This is a genomic window from Nocardioides mangrovicus, assembly GCF_003674065.1.
GTDB classification, from domain to species: domain Bacteria; phylum Actinomycetota; class Actinomycetes; order Propionibacteriales; family Nocardioidaceae; genus Marmoricola; species Marmoricola mangrovicus.
On record NZ_RDBE01000007.1, the window covers coordinates 221,049 to 242,839 of the forward strand.

The 21,791-nt window shown below is 71.9% G+C and carries 20 protein-coding genes and 1 tRNA gene; 12 read left to right on the forward strand and 9 right to left on the reverse strand.

Annotated features, from left to right (window positions below; translation table 11 throughout):
• The first annotated feature begins 40 nt into the window (after window positions 1-40).
• The 3 genes from D9V37_RS10570 to D9V37_RS10580 all read left to right on the forward strand — a co-directional run bounded on the left by D9V37_RS10570 (window position 41) and on the right by D9V37_RS10580 (window position 2,606).
• Window positions 41-853 (forward strand): PP2C family protein-serine/threonine phosphatase, encoded by an 813-nt coding sequence (locus tag D9V37_RS10570; RefSeq protein WP_158604436.1) that lies wholly within the window; start codon window positions 41-43, stop codon window positions 851-853.
• A gap of 127 nt (window positions 854-980) precedes the next feature.
• Entirely contained in the window at window positions 981-1,481 is a 501-nt protein-coding gene (locus D9V37_RS10575) for a DUF3145 domain-containing protein (protein ID WP_198412487.1), read from the forward strand.
• A 108-nt stretch (window positions 1,482-1,589) separates the two neighbouring features.
• Window positions 1,590-2,606 (forward strand): alpha/beta hydrolase family protein, encoded by a 1,017-nt coding sequence (locus tag D9V37_RS10580; RefSeq protein WP_121806124.1) that lies wholly within the window; start codon window positions 1,590-1,592, stop codon window positions 2,604-2,606.
• Window positions 2,607-2,858: 252 nt separating this feature from the next.
• Here D9V37_RS10580 and D9V37_RS10585 read toward each other — a convergent pair whose 3' ends face one another.
• The 7 genes from D9V37_RS10585 to D9V37_RS10615 all read right to left on the reverse strand — a co-directional run bounded on the left by D9V37_RS10585 (window position 2,859) and on the right by D9V37_RS10615 (window position 9,777).
• Entirely contained in the window at window positions 2,859-4,280 is a 1,422-nt protein-coding gene (locus D9V37_RS10585) for a carboxyl transferase domain-containing protein (RefSeq protein WP_121806125.1), read from the reverse strand.
• Window positions 4,277-5,524, reverse strand: a complete 1,248-nt coding sequence (locus tag D9V37_RS10590; RefSeq protein WP_121806126.1) for a beta-ketoacyl-[acyl-carrier-protein] synthase family protein — start codon at window positions 5,522-5,524, stop codon at window positions 4,277-4,279. Before D9V37_RS10590 ends, D9V37_RS10585 begins: the two co-directional genes overlap by 4 nt.
• Window positions 5,525-5,551: 27 nt before the next feature.
• On the reverse strand, window positions 5,552-5,797 hold the full coding sequence (locus D9V37_RS10595; protein ID WP_121806127.1) for an acyl carrier protein: 246 nt from the start codon (window positions 5,795-5,797) through the stop codon (window positions 5,552-5,554).
• A 55-nt stretch (window positions 5,798-5,852) separates the two neighbouring features.
• Window positions 5,853-6,863: a beta-ketoacyl-ACP synthase III gene (locus D9V37_RS10600; RefSeq protein WP_121806128.1), complete on the reverse strand. Its 1,011-nt coding sequence runs from the start codon at window positions 6,861-6,863 to the stop codon at window positions 5,853-5,855.
• Window positions 6,863-8,047 (reverse strand): acyltransferase domain-containing protein, encoded by a 1,185-nt coding sequence (locus D9V37_RS10605; protein ID WP_121806523.1) that lies wholly within the window; start codon window positions 8,045-8,047, stop codon window positions 6,863-6,865. Before D9V37_RS10605 ends, D9V37_RS10600 begins: the two co-directional genes overlap by 1 nt.
• 93 nt (window positions 8,048-8,140) lie before the next feature.
• Complete coding sequence (locus D9V37_RS10610) at window positions 8,141-9,304, reverse strand: PucR family transcriptional regulator (protein WP_232524854.1); 1,164 nt, start codon at window positions 9,302-9,304, stop codon at window positions 8,141-8,143.
• Between the two features lie 29 nt (window positions 9,305-9,333).
• Complete coding sequence (locus D9V37_RS10615) at window positions 9,334-9,777, reverse strand: hypothetical protein (protein WP_121806129.1); 444 nt, start codon at window positions 9,775-9,777, stop codon at window positions 9,334-9,336.
• A gap of 78 nt (window positions 9,778-9,855) precedes the next feature.
• Here D9V37_RS10615 and D9V37_RS10620 point away from each other — a divergent pair, with 78 nt between their 5' ends.
• Together D9V37_RS10620 and D9V37_RS10625 are read left to right on the forward strand one after the other, a co-directional pair.
• Complete coding sequence (locus tag D9V37_RS10620) at window positions 9,856-10,734, forward strand: helix-turn-helix domain-containing protein (protein ID WP_121806130.1); 879 nt, start codon at window positions 9,856-9,858, stop codon at window positions 10,732-10,734.
• Window positions 10,734-11,708: an alpha/beta fold hydrolase gene (locus D9V37_RS10625; protein WP_121806525.1), complete on the forward strand. Its 975-nt coding sequence runs from the start codon at window positions 10,734-10,736 to the stop codon at window positions 11,706-11,708. Before D9V37_RS10620 ends, D9V37_RS10625 begins: the two co-directional genes overlap by 1 nt.
• 239 nt (window positions 11,709-11,947) lie before the next feature.
• Here the strand turns inward: D9V37_RS10625 and aceE are convergent, their stop codons facing one another.
• Window positions 11,948-14,752, reverse strand: a complete 2,805-nt coding sequence (aceE, locus tag D9V37_RS10630) for a pyruvate dehydrogenase (acetyl-transferring), homodimeric type (RefSeq protein ID WP_198412488.1) — start codon at window positions 14,750-14,752, stop codon at window positions 11,948-11,950.
• 176 nt (window positions 14,753-14,928) lie between these two features.
• On the opposite strand from aceE, the gene D9V37_RS10635 reads away from it, so the two are divergent.
• The 4 genes from D9V37_RS10635 to D9V37_RS10650 all read left to right on the forward strand — a co-directional run bounded on the left by D9V37_RS10635 (window position 14,929) and on the right by D9V37_RS10650 (window position 17,785).
• Window positions 14,929-15,315 (forward strand): DUF3052 domain-containing protein, encoded by a 387-nt coding sequence (locus tag D9V37_RS10635; protein WP_269778376.1) that lies wholly within the window; start codon window positions 14,929-14,931, stop codon window positions 15,313-15,315.
• Window positions 15,316-15,322: 7 nt separating this feature from the next.
• On the forward strand, window positions 15,323-17,023 hold the full coding sequence (locus D9V37_RS10640; RefSeq protein WP_232524855.1) for an AMP-binding protein: 1,701 nt from the start codon (window positions 15,323-15,325) through the stop codon (window positions 17,021-17,023).
• 46 nt (window positions 17,024-17,069) lie between these two features.
• Window positions 17,070-17,543 (forward strand): peroxiredoxin, encoded by a 474-nt coding sequence (locus D9V37_RS10645; RefSeq protein WP_121806132.1) that lies wholly within the window; start codon window positions 17,070-17,072, stop codon window positions 17,541-17,543.
• Between the two features lie 170 nt (window positions 17,544-17,713).
• Window positions 17,714-17,785, forward strand: a tRNA-Val gene (locus tag D9V37_RS10650).
• Window positions 17,786-18,043: 258 nt separating this feature from the next.
• Here the strand turns inward: D9V37_RS10650 and D9V37_RS10655 are convergent.
• Window positions 18,044-18,361, reverse strand: a complete 318-nt coding sequence (locus D9V37_RS10655) for a nuclear transport factor 2 family protein (protein WP_158604437.1) — start codon at window positions 18,359-18,361, stop codon at window positions 18,044-18,046.
• 139 nt (window positions 18,362-18,500) lie between these two features.
• Here D9V37_RS10655 and D9V37_RS10660 point away from each other — a divergent pair, with 139 nt between their 5' ends.
• Genes D9V37_RS10660 through D9V37_RS10670 form a run of 3 tightly spaced genes read left to right on the forward strand, consistent with a single transcriptional unit; the run spans window position 18,501 to window position 21,771 of the window.
• Window positions 18,501-19,370 (forward strand): AurF N-oxygenase family protein, encoded by an 870-nt coding sequence (locus D9V37_RS10660; RefSeq protein ID WP_121806134.1) that lies wholly within the window; start codon window positions 18,501-18,503, stop codon window positions 19,368-19,370.
• 8 nt (window positions 19,371-19,378) lie between these two features.
• Window positions 19,379-20,728 (forward strand): FAD-dependent oxidoreductase, encoded by a 1,350-nt coding sequence (locus tag D9V37_RS10665; RefSeq protein ID WP_121806135.1) that lies wholly within the window; start codon window positions 19,379-19,381, stop codon window positions 20,726-20,728.
• Window positions 20,725-21,771, forward strand: coding sequence for an NAD(P)-dependent alcohol dehydrogenase (locus D9V37_RS10670; protein ID WP_121806136.1), 1,047 nt, complete (start codon window positions 20,725-20,727; stop codon window positions 21,769-21,771). Before D9V37_RS10665 ends, D9V37_RS10670 begins: the two co-directional genes overlap by 4 nt.
• Window positions 21,772-21,791: the final 20 nt, after the last annotated feature.

Here is a 21,791-nt window from a genome sequence, read left to right on the forward strand (position 1 = left end):
CGATTACGACATGATGTGGGCGAGCAGATGGGAGACGCCGATGCTGCGCTTCACCAGGGCTGGTAGCTCGCACGTCGGTCTCGTCCGCTCCGGCAACGAGGACTCCGGGTTCTCCGGAGCCAGCCTGCTGCTGGTCGCCGACGGTGTCGGCGGCAGCGCCGGGGGAGAGGTCGCCAGCGCCACGACCGCCTACGTCGTGGCCGCGGAGGCGATGTCGCGCGTCGGGCTCCGCCCGGCCGGCGTGCTCGAGCACGCCGTGGCCGCGGCCAACGTCCAGCTCGCGAGCGGCGTCGTCGCGCAGCCCGAGCTCACCGGCATGGCCACCACGCTCACCGCGGTGCTCACGGACGGTCAGCGCTTCGCGCTGGCGCACGTCGGCGACTCCCGCGGCTTCGTGCTGCGCGATCAGCAGCTCACCCGCGTCACCACCGACCACACCTGGGTGCAGAAGATGCAGGCCGAGGGCCACCTCGACCCCGCCGAGGTCCCGTTCCACCCCTGGCGCAACGTGGTGCTGCGCTCGGTGAACGGCGACCCGCTCTCGGTGCCCGACGTCGTCCCCCTCGCGCTGCGCGAGGGCGATCGGGTGCTGCTGGCCAGTGACGGGCTGACCGACCTGGTGCCCGAGGACCGGATCGAGGAGATCCTCCTGGCCACCGCCGACGACGAGGACGCCGCGGATGCCCTGGTCGAGGCGGCGCTGGCCGCGGGCGGGCACGACAATGTCACCGCCGTGCTCGGCACCGTCACCGAAGGTCCGGCCCAGGCGCCGGACGGGTTGCTGTTCGGTGCGCTGTGCGATCCGCGCAACGTGGTCGACCCGGCTGCGATCCGCAGCGACGCGACCGCGTAGGCACTTGTCCCCACCTCCGCTCCTGGGCCACAATGGCCCCACACACATCACCGTGCACTCCTGATCTCCCGCACCGAGACCGCTGGGGAAGGCGTCCCTCGACGTCGGAAGAGAAGGAGAGGTCCCGGTGACTCAAGCGACCCGTGGTGTCATCTACATCCACTCGGCGCCGGCCGCGCTGTGCCCGCACGTCGAGTGGGCGGTGGGCGGCGTGCTCGGCACGTCCGTCGGACTGGCCTGGACGCCGCAGCCGGCGCAGGTCCAGACGCTGCGCACCGAGTACTCCTGGGTGGGCCCGTCGGGCACCGCCGCCTCGATCGCCTCGGCGCTGCGGGGCTGGAACCACCTGCGCTTCGAGGTCACCGAGGAGCCGACGGCCTCGAGCGAGGGAGCCCGGTTCTCCTACACCCCCGACCTCGGCGTCTTCCACGCCGTCACCGGCCTGCACGGCGACATCATGATTCCCGAGGACCGGCTCAAGGCCGCGGTGGTCAAGGCCGCCCTGGGTGAGACGACGCTGATGCTCGAGGTCGACAAGCTCCTGGGCAAGCCCTGGGACGACGAGCTGGAGACGTTCCGGCACGCCGGCGACGGCGCCGCCGTGCGCTGGCTGCACCAGGTGGTCTGAGCCCGCTCCGCCCGGTCGTCTAGACCGACCGGAGGAATTCGGGGCGCCACGCCTCGCATCGCGCAGATCACAACGCAGAACCGTTTCAGCGGGCGCAGAATTGCGCTCGTGATCTCGGCACCGCGACGCTACCTGGCCCGCTGGGCCGTCGGCGTCCTCGTGCTCGCGGTGGGAGCGGTGCTGCTGGTGCCCGCCGTCTCGTCCGGCCGGACCGACGCCCGCTACGCGGTGGGCGCGGCCGACGACAACACCACCCCGTTCAACCTGGTCTCGATGCCGGCGCTCATCGCGCACCGCTACCGCGGCCACGGGTTCCGCCTGGAGCACCTGCAGGCCCAGAACCGGTACATGCGCCGCTGGGAGATCTCCTACCGCGGCGACGGGCTGCGGCTGACCGGCACGCTCTCGGTGCCGCGGACGCACCGCGCTCACCCGCTGGTCGTCGACACCCACGGCTGGATCCGGCCGATGATCTACCGCACCGGTGCCGGGCTGCAGCGTGAGGAGGCCCGGCTGACCCGGCTCGGCTTCGCCGTGCTGCACCCCGACTACCGCAACTACGGCGACTCCGCGTACGCCTCCACCAAGCCCGCCCACCAGCCGCTGGGCTACCCCGCCGACGTGCTCAACGCGATCGTCGCGCTGAAGCGGGCGAGGCTGCGTGGCATCGACCTGCACCGGATGGCGCTGTTCGGCCGCTCGATGGGCGGCGGCGTGGCGCTGCAGGTGGCCGAGGCACGGCCCACCTGGTTCAAGGCGCTGGTGATGTACTCCGCGGTCAGCTCCAGCGCCACGGAGAACTGGTCGCGGTGGGTGCGCTCGGACCGCACGCTGCGCCAGCGCGTCGCCCGCGCCTACGGCACGCCCACCTCGAACCCGACGTTCTGGGCCGAGGCCTCCTCACGCAACTACGTGAGCCGACTGGGCCGGATGCCCGTCATCCTCAACCACGGCACCGCCGACCACATGTGCCCGGAGTACTGGAGCCTGGAGACCTACGGCGCCCTGCGCAAGGCTGGCGTGCCCGCGCGCCTGTACACCTACAAGGGCGAGCACCACCGCTTCACCGCCGACTGGCCGGAGTTCATGCACCGCGTCGACGGGTTCTTGCTGCAGCACGCCTGAGGCGTCGCGTAGCCGCGCGTCTGGGGCGTCGAGGCGTCGTGTAGCCGCACGTGCGGGGCGCTGAGGCGTCGCGTCCCCGCGCCCCGGCTTCACGCCAACCCCGCGTGCCCCTTGTTGGTTCTACCTCGCGGTTGCCGGTTGTCTCGCCGAGGCGTCGCAACCTGACGGCTCTGAGACGCGCCCTTCGGGCGGCAGGCACAGCCATCAGGATGCGACGCCTCGGCTCCATCCCGCTTCCGCTCGCGGGGCTCGCTACAGCGGGATGTTCCCGTGCCCGCCGCGCTTGACCAGCCCCGCTCCGGCGATCGCGCGGGCGATGGCCGAGCGGGTGGCCGACGGTTCGACGACCTCGTCGACGACACCGATCTCGACGGCCTTCTCGATGCCGCCGGCGATCTTGGTGTGCTCCTCGGCCAGTTCCGCCTCCACGCGCGGGCGGACGTCGGGGGTCACCTCGGCCAGCTTGCGGCGGTGCAGGATGCGCACGGCGGCCACGGCACCCATGACGGCCACCTCGGCGCCGGGCCAGGCGAAGACCTTGGTGGCGCCCAGCGACTTGGCGTTCATGGCGATGTAGGCGCCGCCGTAGGTCTTGCGGGTCACCACCGTCACCCGCGGCACCACGCACTCGCCGAAGGCGTGCAGCAGCTTGGCGCCGCGGCGTACGACGCCGTCCCACTCCTGGCCGACGCCGGGCAGGTAGCCGGGCACGTCGACCAGCACGATCAGCGGCACCCCGAACGCGTCGCACATCCGCACGAACCGCGAGGCCTTCTCCGCCGAGGCGGAGTCCAGGCAACCGCCCAGGCGCAGCGGGTTGTTGGCGATGACGCCGGTGGTGCGGCCGCCGAAGCGACCGAGCGCCGTGACGACGTTGGGCGCCCACTTGGCGTGCAGCTCCTGCACGGAGCCCTCGTCGAGGACGTGCTCCACCAGCGGGTGCACGTCGTAGGCCCGCTTGACCGACTCGGGCAGGAACCCGGCCAGGTCGATGTCCTCGACCGCGTCGACGTCCAAGGTGCCCTGGGCGCCGAGCAGGAAGGCCAGCTCGCGGGCACGGTCCAGCGCCTCGGCCTCGGTGTCGGTGAGCACGTGGACCACGCCCGAGCGGCGGCCGTGCGGCTCGGGGCCGCCGAGCTTGAGCATGTCGACCTCCTCGCCGGTGACCGAGCGGACGACGTCGGGTCCGGTGACGAAGATCCGGCCCTCGGGCCCGAGGATGACGATGTCGGTCAGTGCCGGCCCGTACGCCGCACCGCCGGCGGCGGGGCCGAGCACCACCGAGAGCTGCGGGATGACGCCGGAGGCCTGCGTCATGGCGTGGAAGATCCGGCCCACGGCGTCGAGCGACAAGACGCCCTCGGCCAGCCGGGCCCCGCCGGAGTGCCACAGCCCGATGATCGGCACGCGGTCGGTCAGTGCGCGCTGGTAGGCAGCGACGACCACCCGGCAGCCCAGGTCGCCCATAGCGCCACCCATCACGGTGGGGTCGGAGCAGAACGCGACGACGCTCTTGCCGTTGACCCGGCCGAAGGCCGCGAGCATGCCGGAGTCGTCGACCGGCGTGATCGTCTCCAGCGTGCCCTCGTCGAGCAGCGCACCGAGCCGGTTCAGCGGGAACCGGGGGTCCTCCTCGCGGGGCGGCTTGGCCTTCGCGACGGTGGTCGCGGTCATGCCGAGTAGCTCGCGTAGGCGACGGCGACGTTGGCGCCGCCGAAGCCGAAGGAGTTGTTGAGCGCGACGATGTCGCCGGCCGGCAGCTCGCGCGGCGAGGTCGGGATGTCCAGGTCGACCGCCAGGTCCTTGTCGTCGAGGTTGATCGTGGGCGGGGAGACCCGCTCGACGATGGCCTTCACGGTGGCCACCGACTCCAGCGCGCCCGCTCCGCCGAGCAGGTGCCCGGTCATGGACTTGGTGGAGGTGACCACGACGTCGTCGACGTGCTTGCCGAGCACCGCGTGGAGCATCAGTCCCTCGGCGATGTCGCCCTGCGGGGTCGACGTCGCGTGGGCGTTGACGTGCTTGATGCTCGCCGGGTCGACATCGCCCTCCTCGAGTGCCCGCTTGATGGCGCGCGTGCCGCCACGGCCCTCGGGGTCGGGCTGGGCGATGTCGTGGGCGTCGGCGGTGATGCCGGCACCGAGCACCTCGGCGTAGATCGTGGCGCCGCGGGCCAGGGCGTGCTCGAGCTCCTCGAGCACCAGGCAGCCGGCGCCTTCACCGAGCACGAAGCCGTCGCGGCCGACGTCCCACGGCCGCGAGACCGTGGTCGGGTCACCGGCGTTCTTCGACAGCGCCATCATGTTGGCGAAGGCGGCCATCGGCAGCGGGTGGATCGCCGCCTCGGTGCCACCGGCCAGCACGACGTCGGCCCGGTTGAGCCGGATCTGGTCCAGCGCGAGCGAGACGCCCTCGTTGCCCGACGCGCAGGCCGAGACCGGGGTGTTGACCGCCGCCCGCGCCCCGACGTGCAGGCTGACCTGCGCCGCCGGGGCGTTCGGCATCAGCATCGGCACCGCGAGGGGGGAGACCCGTCGCGGTCCCTTCTCCTTCAAGGCGTCGTAGTTCGAGAGCAGTGTGATGACGCCACCGATGCCGGAGGCGAGCGCGACGCCGAGACGGTCGCCGTCGACGCTCTCGCCGCTGACCAGACCGGAGTCGGCCCAGGCCTCCTTCGCTGCCACCAGCGCGAGCTGGGAGCTGCGGTCCAGCCGCCGGGCGACGACCCGGTCGAGCACGTCGGTGGGGTCGACCGCCGCCCGGGCGGCGATCTTCACCGGCATCTCCTCGACCCAGTCCTCGGTGAGGTGCCGGACGCCGGACTTGCCGGCGAGCAGCGCCTCCCAGGTGCTGGCGACGTCGCCGCCCACGGGGCTGGTGGTGCCCAGACCGGTCACCACGACTCTTCTACGACTCATGCCTTCCTCTCCTGCGAGGGGTCAGGTTCAGGCGGACTGCTTCTCGATGTACCCGACGGCGTCGCCGACGGTCTTGAGGTTCTTGACCTCGTCGTCGGGGATCGTCACGCCGAACTTCTCCTCGGCGGCGACGACGATCTCGACCATCGACAGCGAGTCGACGTCGAGGTCCTCGGTGAACGACTTGTCCAGCTGGACCTCGTCGGCGTCGAGACCGGTGACCTCGTTGACGAGCTCGGCCAGTCCGGCGCGGATCTCCTCGGTGGATGCCATGGCGGCGGGGTTCCTCTCGGTGGATGGGTGTGACAACTCAAGGGGTGCCGTGAGGCTAGGGCACGCGGACGACCTGGGCGGCGTACGCCAGCCCGGCGCCGAAGGCGATCATCAGCGCCAGGTCGCCGCTGTGGGCCTCGCCGTCGTCGTACATGGCCTGCAGGGCCAGCGGGATCGAGGCCGCGGAGGTGTTGCCCTGACGGGCGATGTCGCGGGCGATCTTGACGTGAGCGGGCAGCTTGAGCGACTTGGCCATCGCGTCGGTGATGCGCATGTTGGCCTGGTGCGGGACGAACAGGTCGAGGTCGTCGACGGTGATGCCGCTGCGGTCGAGGGTCTCCGCGGCCACCTTGGCCATCTCGTAGACCGCCCAGCGGAACACCGCGCTGCCCTGCATCTGCAGGTGTGGCAGCTGCTGGTCGGCCTTCTCGGCCGCCAGCACCTCGCGCCAGTCCTGCCGCGAGCGGATCAGGTCGTACTGCGCACCGTCGCTGCCCCAGACCACCGGTCCGATGCCCTGCTCCTCGGTCGGGCCCACCACGACGGCGCCGGCGCCGTCGGCGAAGATGAAGGCGGTGCCACGGTCGGTGGGGTCGGTCTGCTCGGAGAGCCGCTCGACGCCGATGACCAGGGCGTACTTCGCCGAGCCGGCGCGCACCATGTCGGAGGCGAGCGCCAGGCCGTGGCAGAAGCCGGCGCAGGCCGCGGAGACGTCGAAGGCGGCCGCCTTGTCGGTGCCCAGCTCGTGCGCGATGAGGGTGGCCACCGCGGGCGTCTGCATCATGTGCGAGACCGTGGCCACGATGACGCAGTCGATCTGGGCCGCGGCGATGCCGGCGCGCTCGATCGCGTCGCGGGAGGCCGCGACCGACATCGACTGGACCGTCTCGTCCTCGGTGGCCCAGCGCCGCTCGACGATGCCGGAGCGCTGCTGTATCCACTCGTCGCTGGAGTCGATGCCCCCGACGACCTCGGAGTTCGGCACCACCCGGCTGGGCCGGTAGGAACCAAGACCGAGGATCCCGGAGTACCGGGTCTCGATCGGCTGTGCCGCCAGCCCGGCCATCAGACCGCCACCTGCGGGTGCAGCCGGACCAGCGGCTGGCCGGGGGCGACCAGGTCGCCGTCCTCCACCAGCCACTCGACGATGGTGCCGCCGTAGGGCGCCACCACCGGGGTCTCGTCGCGCAGGCTGCGGACGCTGCCGACGGCGGTGTTGGGGTCGAGCTCGAGCGCGTCGCCGGCCTCGGCGTCGCGGATGAAGGTGCCCTTGGTCGGTGAGACCAGCAGCCGCCAGGTGGGGGAGGTGTCGATCTCCGAGGCGGCGCCGTGCTTGTCGATGAACGCATGGGCGTCGTCGAGCTGGTCGGGCGACTTCAGCGCGAAGGTCTCGACGCCCTTGAGCGCCCGCTTGGCGATGCCGGTGAGGGTGCCGGCCGGGGGCACCTCGAGGATGCCGGTGACGCCGAGGTCGGACATGGTCTCCATGCACAGGTCCCAGCGGACCGGCAGCGCCACCTGCTTGACCAGCCGGCGCACCACGTCGCGCCCGTCGTGGACGACCTTGCCGTCGGCGTTGGAGATCATCGCCGTCCGCGGGTCGTGGGTGGAGACCGCGCGGGCCAGCCGGCCCATGACCGCCACGGCGGGCGCCATGTGCTCGGTGTGGAAGGCGCCGGCGACCGAGAGCGGGATCAGTCGCGCCTTGGCCGGCGGGTCGTCGGCCAGCGCCTGCAGCTGCTCGGCGGTGCCGGCGGCGACCACCTGGCCGGAGCCGTTCATGTTCGCGGGGGTCAGGCCGTGCCGCTCGAGCGCGGCCAGCACTTCCTCGGCGTCGCCGCCGAGCACGGCCGTCATCCCGGTGGGCGTCGCCTTCGCCGCCTCGGCCATCGCGCGACCGCGCTCGCGGACCAGGACCATGGCCTGCTCGGCGGTGATCGCCCGGGCTCCGGCCGCCGCGGTGAGCTCGCCGACGCTGTGCCCCGCCACCGCCGTCACCTTGCCGAACGCGTCGGTGGGGTGGGGGAAGAGCGTGAGCGCCGCGATGAGGCCGGTGGCCACCAGCAGCGGCTGGGCGATGGCGGTGTCGCGGATGGTCTCGGCGTCGGCCTTCGTGCCGTAGTGGGCGAGGTCGAGGTCGGCCACCGCGCCGAGCCAGTCGAGCCGCTCGGCGAAGGTCGGGTCCTCCAGCCACGGCTCGAGGAAGCCGGGCGACTGCGCGCCCTGGCCCGGAGCGACGATGATCAGCACGACGACCACTCTGCCAATCCGAAGGGCCGGGTTCGCCTCCCGCGGAGACGAAAACGACCGGTGGGTCTTTGTAGGAACCCTACAACCGGCGCGTCAGAGGCGGCCGAGGGTGAGCGCCACGCGCAGCGTGTAGGCGTCACGGGGGTCGGAGGGGTCCAGCCCGACGGTCTCGGACGCGCGCCGCAGCCGGTAGCGGACGGTGTTGGCGTGCACGAACAGCGCCCGCGCCGTCGCCTCGAGCGAGCCGCCACGGTCGAGGTAGGCGCCCAGCGTCTCCAGCACCACGGGGCCGGCCTGCGCCAGCGGTGCGTAGATCTGCTCGACCAGGTGGCTGCGCGCCGCAGTGTCGCCGTCGAGCGCGCGCTCGGGCAGCAGCTGGTCGGCCGCGACCGGGCGGGGGGCGCCCACCCAGCCGGCCGCGCAGCGGTACGCCGCCAGCGCCTCGGCCGCGCTGGGGGCCACGTCGGCCAGCTGGTCGGCCGGTGGGCCGACCACGACCGGCCCCTCGCCGAACACCTCGGCCAGCGCCGCGCCCGGCAGCTCGTGCTCGGTCGCGCCTCCGAGGATGACCACCAGCCGGTCGCCCTGCACGGCGCACAGCGTCCGCAGACCGGCGTCGTGGGCGATGCGGCGGACGTCGTCGGTGGCGGCGCGGGCGTCCGCGGGCACCGGCCCCACCACGGCGAACACGTGGCCGGCCACGCTCCACCCCAGCGCGCTGGCCCGCGACTCCACCGCGCCGTCGGTCTCGCCGCGCAGCACGGAGTCGACGACCAGCGCCTCCAACCGGGCGTCCCAGGCGCCGCGCATCTCGGCGGCGCGGGCGTAGATCTCGGCCGTCGCGAAGGCCAGTTCGCGGCCGTAGCGGGTGACCGCCTCGAGCACCGGCGGCGCATCGGTCTCGCCGAGCACGTCGACGACGTTCTCCTCGACCACCTCGATGGAGAGCCGCACCATCGCGACGGTGCGCTGCAGGCTGATCTGACCGGCGAACGCGCGCGGGGCGTTGCCGAACACCTCGGCGCGCAGCTCGGGGCTGCCGGCCATCGGGTCGCGGTACCAGTCCACGAAGCCCTTGATGCCGGCCTGGACGATCATGCCGATCCACGACCGCTCCTGCGGGTCGAGCTCGCGGAACCACGCCATGTCGCGGTCCATCCGCTGCAGCGCGTTGGTGGCGAGCCGCCCCACCGAGCGCTGCAGCTGCTGGGAGACCTGCGCGCGGCTGCGGGCGCGCGGGAGACGGGCGGCGGTCACCCGGGCAGGCTATGGCGCCCCGCGACCGATCAGAACCCGAACCCGTCGAAGAAGCCGCCACCGAGGTCCGGACCGTCGTGGGCCAGGTCGATCAGGCCGCCGTCGCCGAACCCGGTGTCGACGAGCCCGTCGAGCACCATCGAGCCGACGAAGGCGGCCGCGACCCCGCCGAGCAGGCCGGTCACCACGGACCGCTTGTCGAGCCCGCGACGCTCCAGGGCCCGCTCGACGCTGCCCGGACGCCGCATCTCCGCACGAGTGGCGGCCCGGGCCAGGGTCGCCGGCTCCTCGTCGAGCCGCGCGCGCTCGGCGGGCGTCGCCTCCTCGCGCAGCGCGGCGAGCACCTCGCGTCGCTGGGCCGGCGTGAGCCGGGCGAACGCCTCGCGGTGGGCCTCCTCGATCTCCTCGGGGGGCGCGGTCCGCAGCACGTAGCGGTAGCGCTCGATGGCCTGCTGGTCGGTCGTGGTCGTCATGGGTTCGAGCCTGGCGCGCCCGCGCATGAGGGCGCTGGAGCCGACCTGTACGTCTGCTGTGGCCCGATACTGCTGCGTATGGACCGACCGGCGGGCCGCGACCACGGCATCCTGCGCCCGCTGGACGCCGCGCGGCGGATCAGCCTCGGCCGCCAGGCGCCGCCCGAGTCGCTGGCCGGCCGGGTCGCCTACCTGTGGTGGGTGCGCTGGGACGTCGAGGAGCCCTACCGGCAGGACGTGCTGCCCGCACCCGTGGTGCACGTGAGCGTCGAGCAGTGGCAGAGCAGGGCGCGGATCCTGCTCACCGGTCCGCAGTCGCGACGCTTCGAGCAGCGGCTGGAGGGGCGCGGCCGCGTGGTGGCGGCCGCCTTCCGGCCGGGCTGCGTGCGGCCGTACCTGGGGGTCCCGGTCTCCGACCTCGCCGACCGGCGGGTGCCGCTGGCCGAGGTGGTCGCTGCGGACGGGGTGCTCGACGACACCGTCGTCGCCGAGCGCATCCTCGACCGCGATCCGCCCGACGAGGCCTCGCTGGCGCTGCTCACCGACTGGCTCGGGGCCCTGCCGTCCGCATCCGACCCACTCTGCGAGGACCTCGCCACGCTCGTCGAGCGGGCCGAGCAAGATCCATCGCTGACCCGGGCCGCGCAGCTGGCCGACCTGGCCGGCGTCACCCTGCGCACCCTGCAGCGCCAGTTCGCCGAGTACGTCGGAGTCGGGCCGAAGCAGGTGGTGCAGCGCTTCCGGCTGCTCGACGTCGCGGCCGTGGCCCACTCCGGCCAGGCCGTCGACTGGGCCGCGGTCGCGCTCGAGCTGGGCTACAGCGACCAGTCCCACCTGGTCAGGGCGTTCTCGCGGGTGGTGGGCGAGCCGCCGGCGACCTACACCCGCCGGGCCTCGACCCCTGTGACATCAGGGGTTAGGCCGCCGCGGGGCGCCGGTTCTGATTCACTGGCGTGATGCATCGCGTGCAGCGGCTGGTCATCCACGGCCACGAACGGGCGTTCGTCAAGGTCGGGACGGGACCGGTCCTGCTGCTGCTGCACGGGCTCGGCTGCGACCACCACACCTGGGACCCGATCATCGACCGGCTCGCGCGTCGCTACACGGTGGTCGCGCCCGACCTGCTCGGCCACGGAGCCTCGGACAAGCCGCGTGCGGACTACTCCATCGGCGGCTACGCCAACGGGATGCGCGACTTGCTGACCGTGCTGGGCATCGAGCGGGCGACCGTCGTGGGCCACAGCCTGGGCGGGGGAGTGGCGATGCAGTTCGCCTACCAGTTCCCCGAGCGCACCGAGCGGATGATCCTGCTGGCGCCGGGCGGCATCGGCCCCGAGGTGACGCCGCTGATCCGCGCGGTGACGCTGCCGGCGTTCACCTGGGCGATGAAGGTGGCCACCCTGCCCGGCCTGCGCCAGGCCAACGTCGCGGCACTGCAGCTCCTGGCCCGCAGCGGGATCCCCCAGACGCGCGACCTGGCCGAGGTGGCCGCGATCTACGACTCGTTCAAGGACCGCGCCACCCGCGCGGCCATCGCCCACGTCGTCCGCGCCTGCGTGGACTGGCGGGGCCAGGTCATCACCATGGCCGACCGCGCCTACCTGACCGCCGCCATGCCGATGTGCGTCATCTGGGGCACCGAGGACATGGTCATCCCCGCCTCGCACGCTGAGATCGTGCGACAGATCGCCCCCGGCGCCGAGGTGGACTACGTCGCCAACGCCGGCCACTTCCCGCACCGCGACCACCCCGACCGCGTGGTCAAGCTGATCAACGACTTCATCCGCACCACCGAGGCGCCCGAGTACCACCGCGACGACTGGCGCGACATGCTGCTCGGCGGCCCGGTCGGCCCGGTCACCCCCGCCCGCGCCGGCGACCGGCCACTGCGGCCGGTCCGCCGCCCGCTCCGGCGCCGCCGTCCCGCCTGAGACCTCCTGGGTCTCGACCGCCGCCGGGCGACGTCGTCGATCGGTGGGTGGTGGGGTGGTCTCGACGCGCCTGCTCGCAGGGCTCACAGTGCTGCTCGACCACCGTGGGGCGGCGTTGTCGACCGGCGTGAGGCTGTTGCGGTGGTCGAGCAGCGATGCGACGAAGGAGCGAGCGCGTCGAGACCACCCACGAGGCGACCTCCGGCAGGGGCGACCTCCGGCAGGGGGCCGGCGCCGCCTCAGGCGTCGCCGCCCTCCTGCTGGCGTCCCTGCACCGCGGTGGGATCGTCGATCCGGTAGCGGTCGAAGGCCTGCTGGACCGTCTCGGTCTTGATGTCACCGCGCTGGGCCAACGTCTGCAGCGCCGCGACGACGACCGACTCGGCGTCGACCTCGAAGAAACGGCGCGCTGCGGGCCGGGTGTCGGCGAAGCCGAAGCCGTCGGTGCCCAGCACGTGGTAGTCCGAGGGCACCCACTTGTCGATCTGCAGCGGCACCGCGCGCATGTAGTCGCTGACCGCGATGACCGGGCCGTCGGCCTCCTTGAGCTTGTCGGTGACGAACGGCAGCCGCGGGTCCTCCGAGGGGTGGTTCAGCGCCCACTTCTCGGTGTCGATGGCGTCGCGGGCCAGCTCGTTCCACGACGTCACCGACCAGGTATCGGCCGCGACGCCCCAGTCCTCGGCCAGCATCCGCTGGGCGTCGGCGATCCAGGGGAACGCGACGCCGGAGGCCAGCAGCTGGACGCGCGGGGCGTCGCCGTTGCCCGGCACCGCGGGTGCGACATCGACGTGGTGCAGGCCGCGCAGGATCCCCTCGACGTCGACGTCGTCGGGTTCCGCCGGCTGGTGCACCGGCTCGTTGTAGACGGTGAGGTAGAAGATCACGTCCTCGCCGTGCGGGTGCTGGTCGCTGGAGCCGTACATCCGCTGCAGGCCGCTCTGCATCACGTGAGCGACCTCGTAGGCGAACGCCGGGTCGTAATGCACGACCGCCGGGTTGGTCGCCGCGAGCAGCGGGCTGTGACCGTCGGCGTGCTGCAGGCCCTCACCGGTCAGCGTCGTACGCCCGGCCGTCGCGCCGATGAGGAAGCCGCGGGCGAGCTGGTCGGCCATCGCCCAGATCGAGTCGCCGGTGCGCTGGAAGCCGAACATCGAGTAGAAGATGTAGAAGGGGATCATGTGCTCGCCGTGCGTCGAGTACGCCGACCCCGCGGCCGTCGCCGAGGCCACGGCCCCCGCCTCGGAGATGCCCTCGTGGAGCATCTGCCCCTTCTCGGACTCCTTGTAGGAGAGCAGCAGCTTGCGGTCCACCGACTCGTACTGCTGCCCGCCGGGGTTGTAGACCTTGGCGCTCGGGAACATCGAGTCCATGCCGAAGGTGCGGTACTCGTCGGGCGCGATCGGGACGACCCGCTGGCCGATCTCGGGGTCCTTCATCCAGTCGCGCAGCTGACGCACGGCCGCCATGGTGGTGGCGATCTTGTTCTTGCCGCCGCCCTTCTTCAGCTCGGCGTACATCGCGTCGCCCGGCAGTGTGAGCTGCTTCGCGCGCACCGACCGGTGCGGGACCGGGCCACCGAGCTGGCGACGCCGCTCGAGCATGTACTCGATCTCCGGCGCCTCGGGCCCGGGGTGGAAGAAGGGTGCCGCGCCGGTGCTCTCGTAGACCTCGTCGAGCTCCTTGTCGCTGATCGGCAGGTAGAGCCGGTCGCGGAACTTCTTCAGGTCGTCGCGCGTCAGCTTCTTCATCTGGTGGGTGGCGTTCTTGCCCTCCAGCGCCTCGATGGTCCAGCCCTTGATGGTCTTGGCCAAGATCACCGTCGGCTGGCCGACGTGCTCGGTGGCGGCCTTGAACGCGGCGTAGACCTTGCGGTAGTCGTGGCCGCCACGCGGCAGCTTGCGGATCTGCTCGTCGCTCATCTGCTCGACCATCGCGCGCAGCCGCGGGTCGCCGCCGAAGAAGCTGTCGCGGATGTAGGAGCCGGACTCCACCGAGTACGTCTGGAACGCACCGTCGGGTGTGGTGTTCATCCGGTTGACCAGGACGCCGTCGACGTCGTGGGCCAGCAAGGTGTCCCACTCGCGGCCCCAGACGACCTTGATGACGTTCCACCCGGCGCCGCGGAAGGTCGACTCCAGCTCCTGGATGATCTTGCCGTTGCCGCGTACGGGCCCGTCGAGCTGCTGCAGGTTGCAGTTCACGACGAAGGTGAGGTTGTCGAGCTCCTCGCGCGCGGCCAGCCCGATGGCGCCCAGCGACTCCGGCTCGCCCATCTCGCCGTCGCCGAGGAAGGCCCACACGTGCTGGTCGGAGGTGTCCTTGACGCCGCGGTTGTGCAGGTAGCGGTTGAACCGCGCCTGGTAGATCGAGTTGAGCGCGGTGAGGCCCATCGAGACCGTCGGGAACTCCCAGAAGTCCGGCATCAGCCGCGGGTGCGGGTAGGAGGAGAGCCCCTGCCCGACGCCGTGCTGCACCTCCTGGCGGAAGTGCGAGAGCTGCTGCTCGCTGAGCCGGCCCTCGAGGAAGGCGCGGGCGTAGATGCCCGGGGAGCCGTGGCCCTGGATGTAGATCTGGTCGCCGCCGCCCGGGTGGTCCTTGCCGCGGAAGAAGTGGTTGAAGCCGACCTCGTACAGCGACGCGCTGGACTGGTAGGTGGCGATGTGGCCGCCGACCTCGAGGCCCTTGCGGTTGGCGTCGGAGACCATGACCGCGGCGTTCCAGCGGATGAACGCCCGGATCCGGCGCTCGATCTCCTCATCGCCCGGGAACCACGGCTCGCGCTCGGGCGGGATCGTGTTGATGTAGTCGGTGCTGCGCAGCGCGGGGACGCCGACCTGCTTCTCGCGGGCCGCCTCCAGCAGCCGCAGCATCACGTACCGCGCGCGCTCGCGTCCGCGGGTCTTGACCAGGTCGTCGAAGGAGTCGACCCACTCGCTGGTCTCTTCGGGGTCGATGTCGGGCAGCTGGGTGGGCAGACCCTCGTGGATCACCGGGGTGGTGGTGACCGGGGGCCGACCTGAGGAGTCGTTGGTGGCGCTCACCTGTTCATCGTCGCACTTCGCCGCAGCCCGGAAAATCTACCCACCGGTAGTGCCGTGGGTTGCGTACAGTCGCCGCCTCCGGTGGACTGACCCCCAACATGACGGGGACAGCCGAAGGAGCGGACATCACAGTGGGCGGCGCGACGGCCGGGGGTACCGGGTCTACGGACACCTCGTTGGGACAGCGGCTGGGGCTGACCAAGGGCATGGTCGTCCAGGAGCTGGGCTGGGACGAGGATGTCGACGACCAGGTGCGGGTGGCCATCGAGGACACCATCGACGCCGACATGGTCGACGGCGACCACGGTGACGTGGTGGACGCGGTCGTGCTGTGGTGGCGCGACGACGACGGCGACCTCGTCGACGCGCTCGTCGACTCGCTGACCGACCTGGTGGCGGGCGGTGCGATCTGGCTGCTCTCACCCAAGGTCGGCCGCGACCACGCCGTCGATCCCGCCGACGTCGCCGAGGCCGCGCCGGTGGCGGGCCTCTCCACGACCTCCACCTTCCCGGTCAGCCGGGACTGGTCGGCCACCAAGCTGGTCGCCCCTAAGGGCCGTTAGGCCAGGCGTGAACGACCTGCTCCTCGAACGCGCCGCCGAGCGCGCCCGGGTCCCCGTCGTCTGGCTCAAGGTGCTGGTCGAGTCCGGCATCGTCCAGCTGTACAACCCGCTGACGCTGGTCCGGCTGGGGCAGACGCTCGCGCGCTGGGGGCTCGGCATCGCCGGCGGCTTCAGCGCCGTGGCGGTGCGGTTCCCCGACCGCGTCGGGATCGTCGACGAGCTCGGGGAGCTGACCTACGGCGAGATCGACCGCCGCAGCAACGCCCTGGCCGATGCGCTCGCGGGCCTGGGCGTGGGGGAGAAGGACGCGGTCGCGATCTTGGTGCGCAACCACCGCGGCTTCCTCGACGCCGCCCTGGCCGCCGCCAAGCTGGGCGCCGACGCGCTGTACCTCAACACCGCCTTCGCCGCGCCGCAGCTCGGTGACGTCTGCGAGCGGGAGAACCCGGTCGTGGTCATCCACGACGAGGAGTTCGAGGAGCTGCTCGACAAGGCCGGCGTCGAGCAGCAGCGGGTGCTGGCGTGGACCGACAGCGACGCGCCCGAGCGGCCGACGCTGGAGAAGCTGATCGAGGAGGGCTCGCCCGAACCGCGGACGCCGCCGACACAGTCGGGGCGCTCGGTGATCCTCACCTCGGGCACCACCGGCACGCCCAAGGGCGCCCCGCGGGGCAACGCCCACATCGGTGCCGCGGTCGCGCTGCTCTCGCGGATGCCGCTCAAGGACGGCTGGCGCACGCACATCGCCGCGCCGCTGTTCCACACCTGGGGCTGGGCGCACCTGAACCTGGCCATGCTCCTGGGCAGCACCTGCGTCCTCACCCGCAAGTTCGAGCCCGAGAAGTGCCTGCAGGTGCTGCGCGACGAGCGCTGCGACTCCCTGGTCGTCATCCCGGTGATGATGCAGCGGATCCTCGGCCTGCCCGCCGAGACGCTCGACCGCTACAAGCTGCCGCGCCTCAAGGCCGTCGCGGCGTCGGGCTCGGCGCTGCCCGGCGACCTGGCCACCGACTGGATGGACCGCTTCGGCGAGACGCTCTACAACATCTACGGCTCCACCGAGGTGGCCTGGGTGAGCATCGCCCGCCCCGAGGACATGCGCGAGGCGCCCGGCACCGCCGGCAAGCCGCCGGTCGGTACGGAGGTCCGCCTCTACGACGACGACGGCCAGGAGGTGCCCCGCGGTGAGACCGGACGCATCTTCGTGGGCAACTCGATGCTGTTCGAGGGCTACAGCGGCGGTGGCGGTAAGGACACCATCGACGGGCTGATGAGCTCCGGCGACGTCGGCCGGTTCGACGAGGCCGGCCGGCTCTTCGTCGAGGGGCGCGACGACGAGATGATCGTCTCCGGCGGGGAGAACGTGTTCCCCCAGGAGGTCGAGGACGTCATCTCCCGTCACGAGGCGGTGAACGAGGTCGCGGCGATCGGCGTCGACGACGACGACTTCGGCAAGCGGCTGCGGGCGTTCGTGGTCCTCGTCGAGGGCAAGGACGCCAGCGAGGACGACATCAAGGCCCACGTGAAGGACAACCTGGCGCGCTACAAGGTGCCGCGCGAGGTGGTCTTCCTCGACGAGCTGCCGCGCAACGCCACCGGCAAGGTGCTCAAGCGCGAGCTGGTCGACCGCGACGACGACACGGCTGAAGACACGGCTGGAGACACCACCGAGAACACCGCCGACGACGAGAGCTCCGGCGAGGGCTGACGGCCCCACCCTCCCGGGCGCCCTGCCATCCTCTAGGGTCCGCGCTGTGGAGCTGCACATCGGCGACCGGGCGCCGGATCTCGACCTGCCCGACCAGCACCGCAGTCGGTTCACGCTCTCGCAGTTCCGCGGTGACAAGTCGGTCCTGGTGGTGTTCTACCCGTTCGCGTTCAGCGGCGTGTGCACCGGGGAGCTCAACGGCTTCCGCGACCGGCTGGGCGAGTTCGAGACCGACACCTCGACCCTGCTGACGATCTCCTGCGACCCGGTCTTCGCCCAGCGCGCGTTCGCCGACCGCGACGCGCTGTTCTTCCCGCTCCTCTCGGACTTCTGGCCGCACGGCGAGGTCAGCCGCGGGTTCGGCGTCTTCGACGAGGCGGCCGGGCGTCCGAACCGCTCCTCGTTCCTGGTCGACGCCGAGGGCATCGTGCGCTGGAGCGTGCACAGCGCGATGGGAACCGCCCGCGATCTCGACGCCCACGCGGAGGCTGTGCGGGCCCTGCAACCGGCCCTGGACTAGACATTTCGCGGCAGTTTGCGCGTTGCGCTTCTCCGCGGGCGGCGGGTGGTAGAAGATTCTTCTTGTCAGGACCGCTGGTGACCCGAGACGCCAGCGGTCCTGACAATTTTTTTGCCCTGATCCTGGTCTGGGTACTCTGCTCCCGCCCGGTCGCACTCTCCTCGCACCCGGGGCGCATAGCTCAGCGGTAGAGCGCTGCCCTTACAAGGCAGATGTCGCAGGTTCGAACCCTGCTGCGCCCACTGAGCTCGCGAAGCGAGCTCAGTGGGCAGGAGCCGAGGCGTCGCATCCCGACGTCTGTGCTCGACGCGCGGAGCGCGCACGCCGGAGGCGTCGAGATGCGACGCCTCGGCGAGACCACAGCGGCGCGCGAGTTCGGCGCGAGGTGGGGTACGGCGGGGTTGGTCTGAACGTTGGGCACGCGAAGATGCGACGCCTCGGCGGCACCCACGCGCAAAGATCGACGCCTCAGCCGCCCAGACGCGCGAGGACCCGACGCCTCAGCTGGCGAGCAGGGTGTGGTGCGTCGAGGCGATCAGACCCTCTCGGACGCGGTAGAGGCTCAGGCCCCGCATCGAGCCGCCGTCGGGCAGGGTGCCGGTCCACACCGCGGCCACCTCGTCGTCGTCGACCACCAGCGCGTCGATGACGTAGGCGACCAGGCCGCCGACCTTGGCGACCGCCTGGTCGTAGTCGGCCCGGACTCCCGCCGGACCGCGGCCCGGCGGGGTGTGCCCGTGGTCGGTGTAGTCCTCGCTCACGCAGCGCTCGAGGTCGTCGGGACGTCCTTCGAAGTAGCAGGCGTAGAACTCGCGCACGGCGGCCTCGGCGTCCAGGTCCGGGTTCTAGCACCGGTGTGTGACCCGGACGTGACGCGCATGACCTTTCGTCGTGGTGGTGTCTGTGACACGGTGTATCTATTACAGTGTGTCACAGGCTCGATCTGGAGGTGCTCCGATGACGACCACGGCCCAACGACTGCTCGACTCCAGCGCCCAGCTCTCTTACGACCCGGCCGTCGAGGTCGACTGGGAGACCCCTCTCGACCCGGCTGATCACGGCGCGAGCCCGGAGTGGTCGACGCTCTACGGCACGCGCTACTGGCAGGAGCTCAGCGAGGAGCAGCGCGTCGAGCTGACCCGGCAGGAGTCGGCCTGCGTGGCCAGCACCGGGATCTGGTTCGAGCTGATCTTGCAGCAGATGATGATCCGCGACATCTACGCCATGGACCGCACCTCGGCGGAGTTCCAGTGGTCGCTCACCGAGATCGCCGACGAGTGCCGGCACTCGATCATGTTCGCCCGCGGCGCGGAGAAGCTGAACGCGCCGGCCTACCTGCCGCGGCGGGCCGTCATGGAGCTGGGCCGCATCTTCAAGACGCTGGCCTGGGGCGAGACCGCGTACGCGGCGATCCTGGTCGCCGAGGAGGTCCTCGACGTCATGCAGCGCGACTGGATGCGCGATGAGCGGGTGGCGCCCTTCGTGCGCACCATCAACAACATCCACGTGGTCGAGGAGTCGCGCCACATGCGGTTCGCCCGCGACGAGGTGCTGCAGCGGATGGCGGGTGTCGGCGGCTTCCGCCGCCACACCAGCGCCGTCTCGATCGCGGCGGCGGCCTACTTCATCGTCACCAGCATGGTCAGCGACGAGGTGTACGCCCAGGCCGGCCTCGACGTCGAGCGGGCCAAGCGGGAGGCGTCGGCCAACGAGCACCACCACGCGCTGCTGCGTTCGAGCTGCCGCGGACTGATGGAGTTCCTCGACCGGGCCGGCCTGCTGACCCCGCCGGCGCGGCTGATCTACGCCGCCGCCCATCTGATCTGAGCCGCCCGATGGCGTACGTCATCACGCAGAACTGCTGCAAGGACGCCTCCTGCGTGGCGGCCTGCCCGGTCAACTGCATCCACCCGGTGCCCGACGAGGAGGGCTTCGCGGCCCAGCCGATGCTCTACGTCGACCCACGGGTCTGCATCGACTGCGGTGCCTGCGCCGACGCCTGCCCGGTGGACGCCGTCGTGCCCGCCGACGAGCTGGGACCGGCCGAGCAGGTCTACGCCGACCTCAACGCCGAGCACTTCGCCCAGCTGCCGCTGCAACCCGCGGCCACCCCGGTCACCACGCCGGCGCGCCCGACGTTCCGCGAGTGGGACCGCCCGACGTTCGACTGGTCGCTGCCCAGCGACTTCGGCGGCCTCGACGTCGCGGTCGTCGGCACCGGACCGGCCGGCATGTACGCCGCCGAGCACCTGCTGCTCCACACCCGCTCGCGGGTGACGCTCTACGACCGGCTGCCCGTGCCGGGCGGCCTGGTGCGCTGGGGCGTCGCGCCCGACCACCCGGGCACCAAGCGCATCGGTCGCACCTTCGCCCGGCTCCACGACCACCCGCGGCTGCGGTTGCGGCTGGGCGTCGAGGTGGGCCGCGACGTGACGACCGCCGGCCTCGCCGCCCGGCACGACGCGGTGGTCTACGCCGTGGGCGCGGCCGAGGGGCGGCGGCTCGGCGTGCCGGGGGAGGACCTGCCCGGCAGCCTCACCGCACCGGAGGTGGTGGGCTGGTACAACGACCACCCCGAGGCCGACCCTGACCTGGTCCGGCTCGATCACGAGCGGGCGGTGGTCGTCGGCACCGGCAACGTGGCGCTCGACGTCGCGCGGGTGCTCACCGCCGACCCGGACGCGCTGGCTGCCACCAGTGCGGCGGCGTACGCCGTGAGGGCCCTGCGCGAGGGCCGGCTGCGCGAGGTGGTGGTGCTGGGCCGTCGGGGCGAGGAGCACGCGGCGTGGACCCGCCCGGAGCGGCTCGCGCTGGACCACCTGCCCGAGCAGCGCATCCGGTTCCGGTTCCATGCGAGCATCGCGCGGATCCTCGGCGAGGAGCGGGTGAGCGGTGTGGAGCTGACCGACGGCACGCGGATCGACGCCGGGCTCGTGGTCACCTCGATCGGCTACCTCGGTCACCCGGTGCCGGGGCTGCCCTTCGACGCCGAGACCCGCCGGGTGCCCCACGACGCCGGGCGGGTGCGCGGCCTGCCCGGTGCGTACGTCGTCGGCTGGGCCAAGCGCGGCGCGCGCGGCGGCATCGGCGACAACCGGGCGGACGCCGCTGAGACGATCCGCACACTGCTGCAGGACGCCGTGGGTGGCATGAGGGGGGTCGGCCCGGGTACCGCCGCGGTATGACCACGACCGTTGCTGCCCTGTCCGTCCCCGAGGCCGGGGCGTCGTTCGAGTCCACCCAGCTCGAGCGGCGCGACCTGCGCCCCGACGACGTCCGCATCGACATCTCCTACGCCGGCGTCTGCCACTCCGACATCCACCAGGCGCGCGACGAGTGGGGCCAGGGCGTGTTCCCCATGACGCCGGGCCACGAGATCATCGGCACCGTGGCCGAGGTCGGCGACGAGGTGCACGACCACGCGGTCGGCGACACCGTGGGCGTCGGCTGCTTCGTGGACTCCTGCCTGGAGTGCGCGGCGTGCAAGGACGGCGAGGAGATGTTCTGCGAGAAGGGCGTGGTGCAGACCTACGCCTCGCAGGGCTACGACGGCGAGACCACCTACGGCGGCTACAGCCGGCAGATCGTCGTGCGCGACCACTTCGTGGTGAGGATCCCCGACGGCGTCGACCTGCCGGGCACCACGCCGCTGCTGTGCGCCGGCATCACCACCTACAACCCGCTCAAGCGCTACGGCGCCGGTCCCGGCGTCAAGGTCGGGGTCATCGGCATGGGCGGCCTGGGCCACGTCGCGGTCAAGATCGCCGCGGCGATGGGCGCCGAGGTCAGCGTGCTCTCGCGCACCGACGCCAAGGCCGAGGACGGGCAGACCTTCGGTGCCGCCCACTACTACGCCACCGGAGACGACGGCGTGCTCGACGACCTGGCCGGCACCTTCGACCTGCTGCTCAACACCGTCGGCGACGGCGTGGACCTCGACGCCTTCCTCGGCACGCTAGGCCGCGGCGGGGTCATGGTGAACCTGGGCGCGCCGAGCGACGACCTCGAGGTCGGGGCGTTCTCGCTGCTCACCCAGCGGCGCGCGGTGGCCGGCTCGATGGTGGGCGGCCTGGAGCAGACCCAGGAGATGCTCGACTTCTGCGCCGAGCACCACATCACCGCGACCATCGAGCTGATCGACGCCGACCAGGTCGACGACTACTACGACAAGGTGGTCGACGGCGACGTGCGCTACCGCGCCGTCATCGACGCCTCGACCATCTCTTGACGATTCGCCCGGTGAAATCT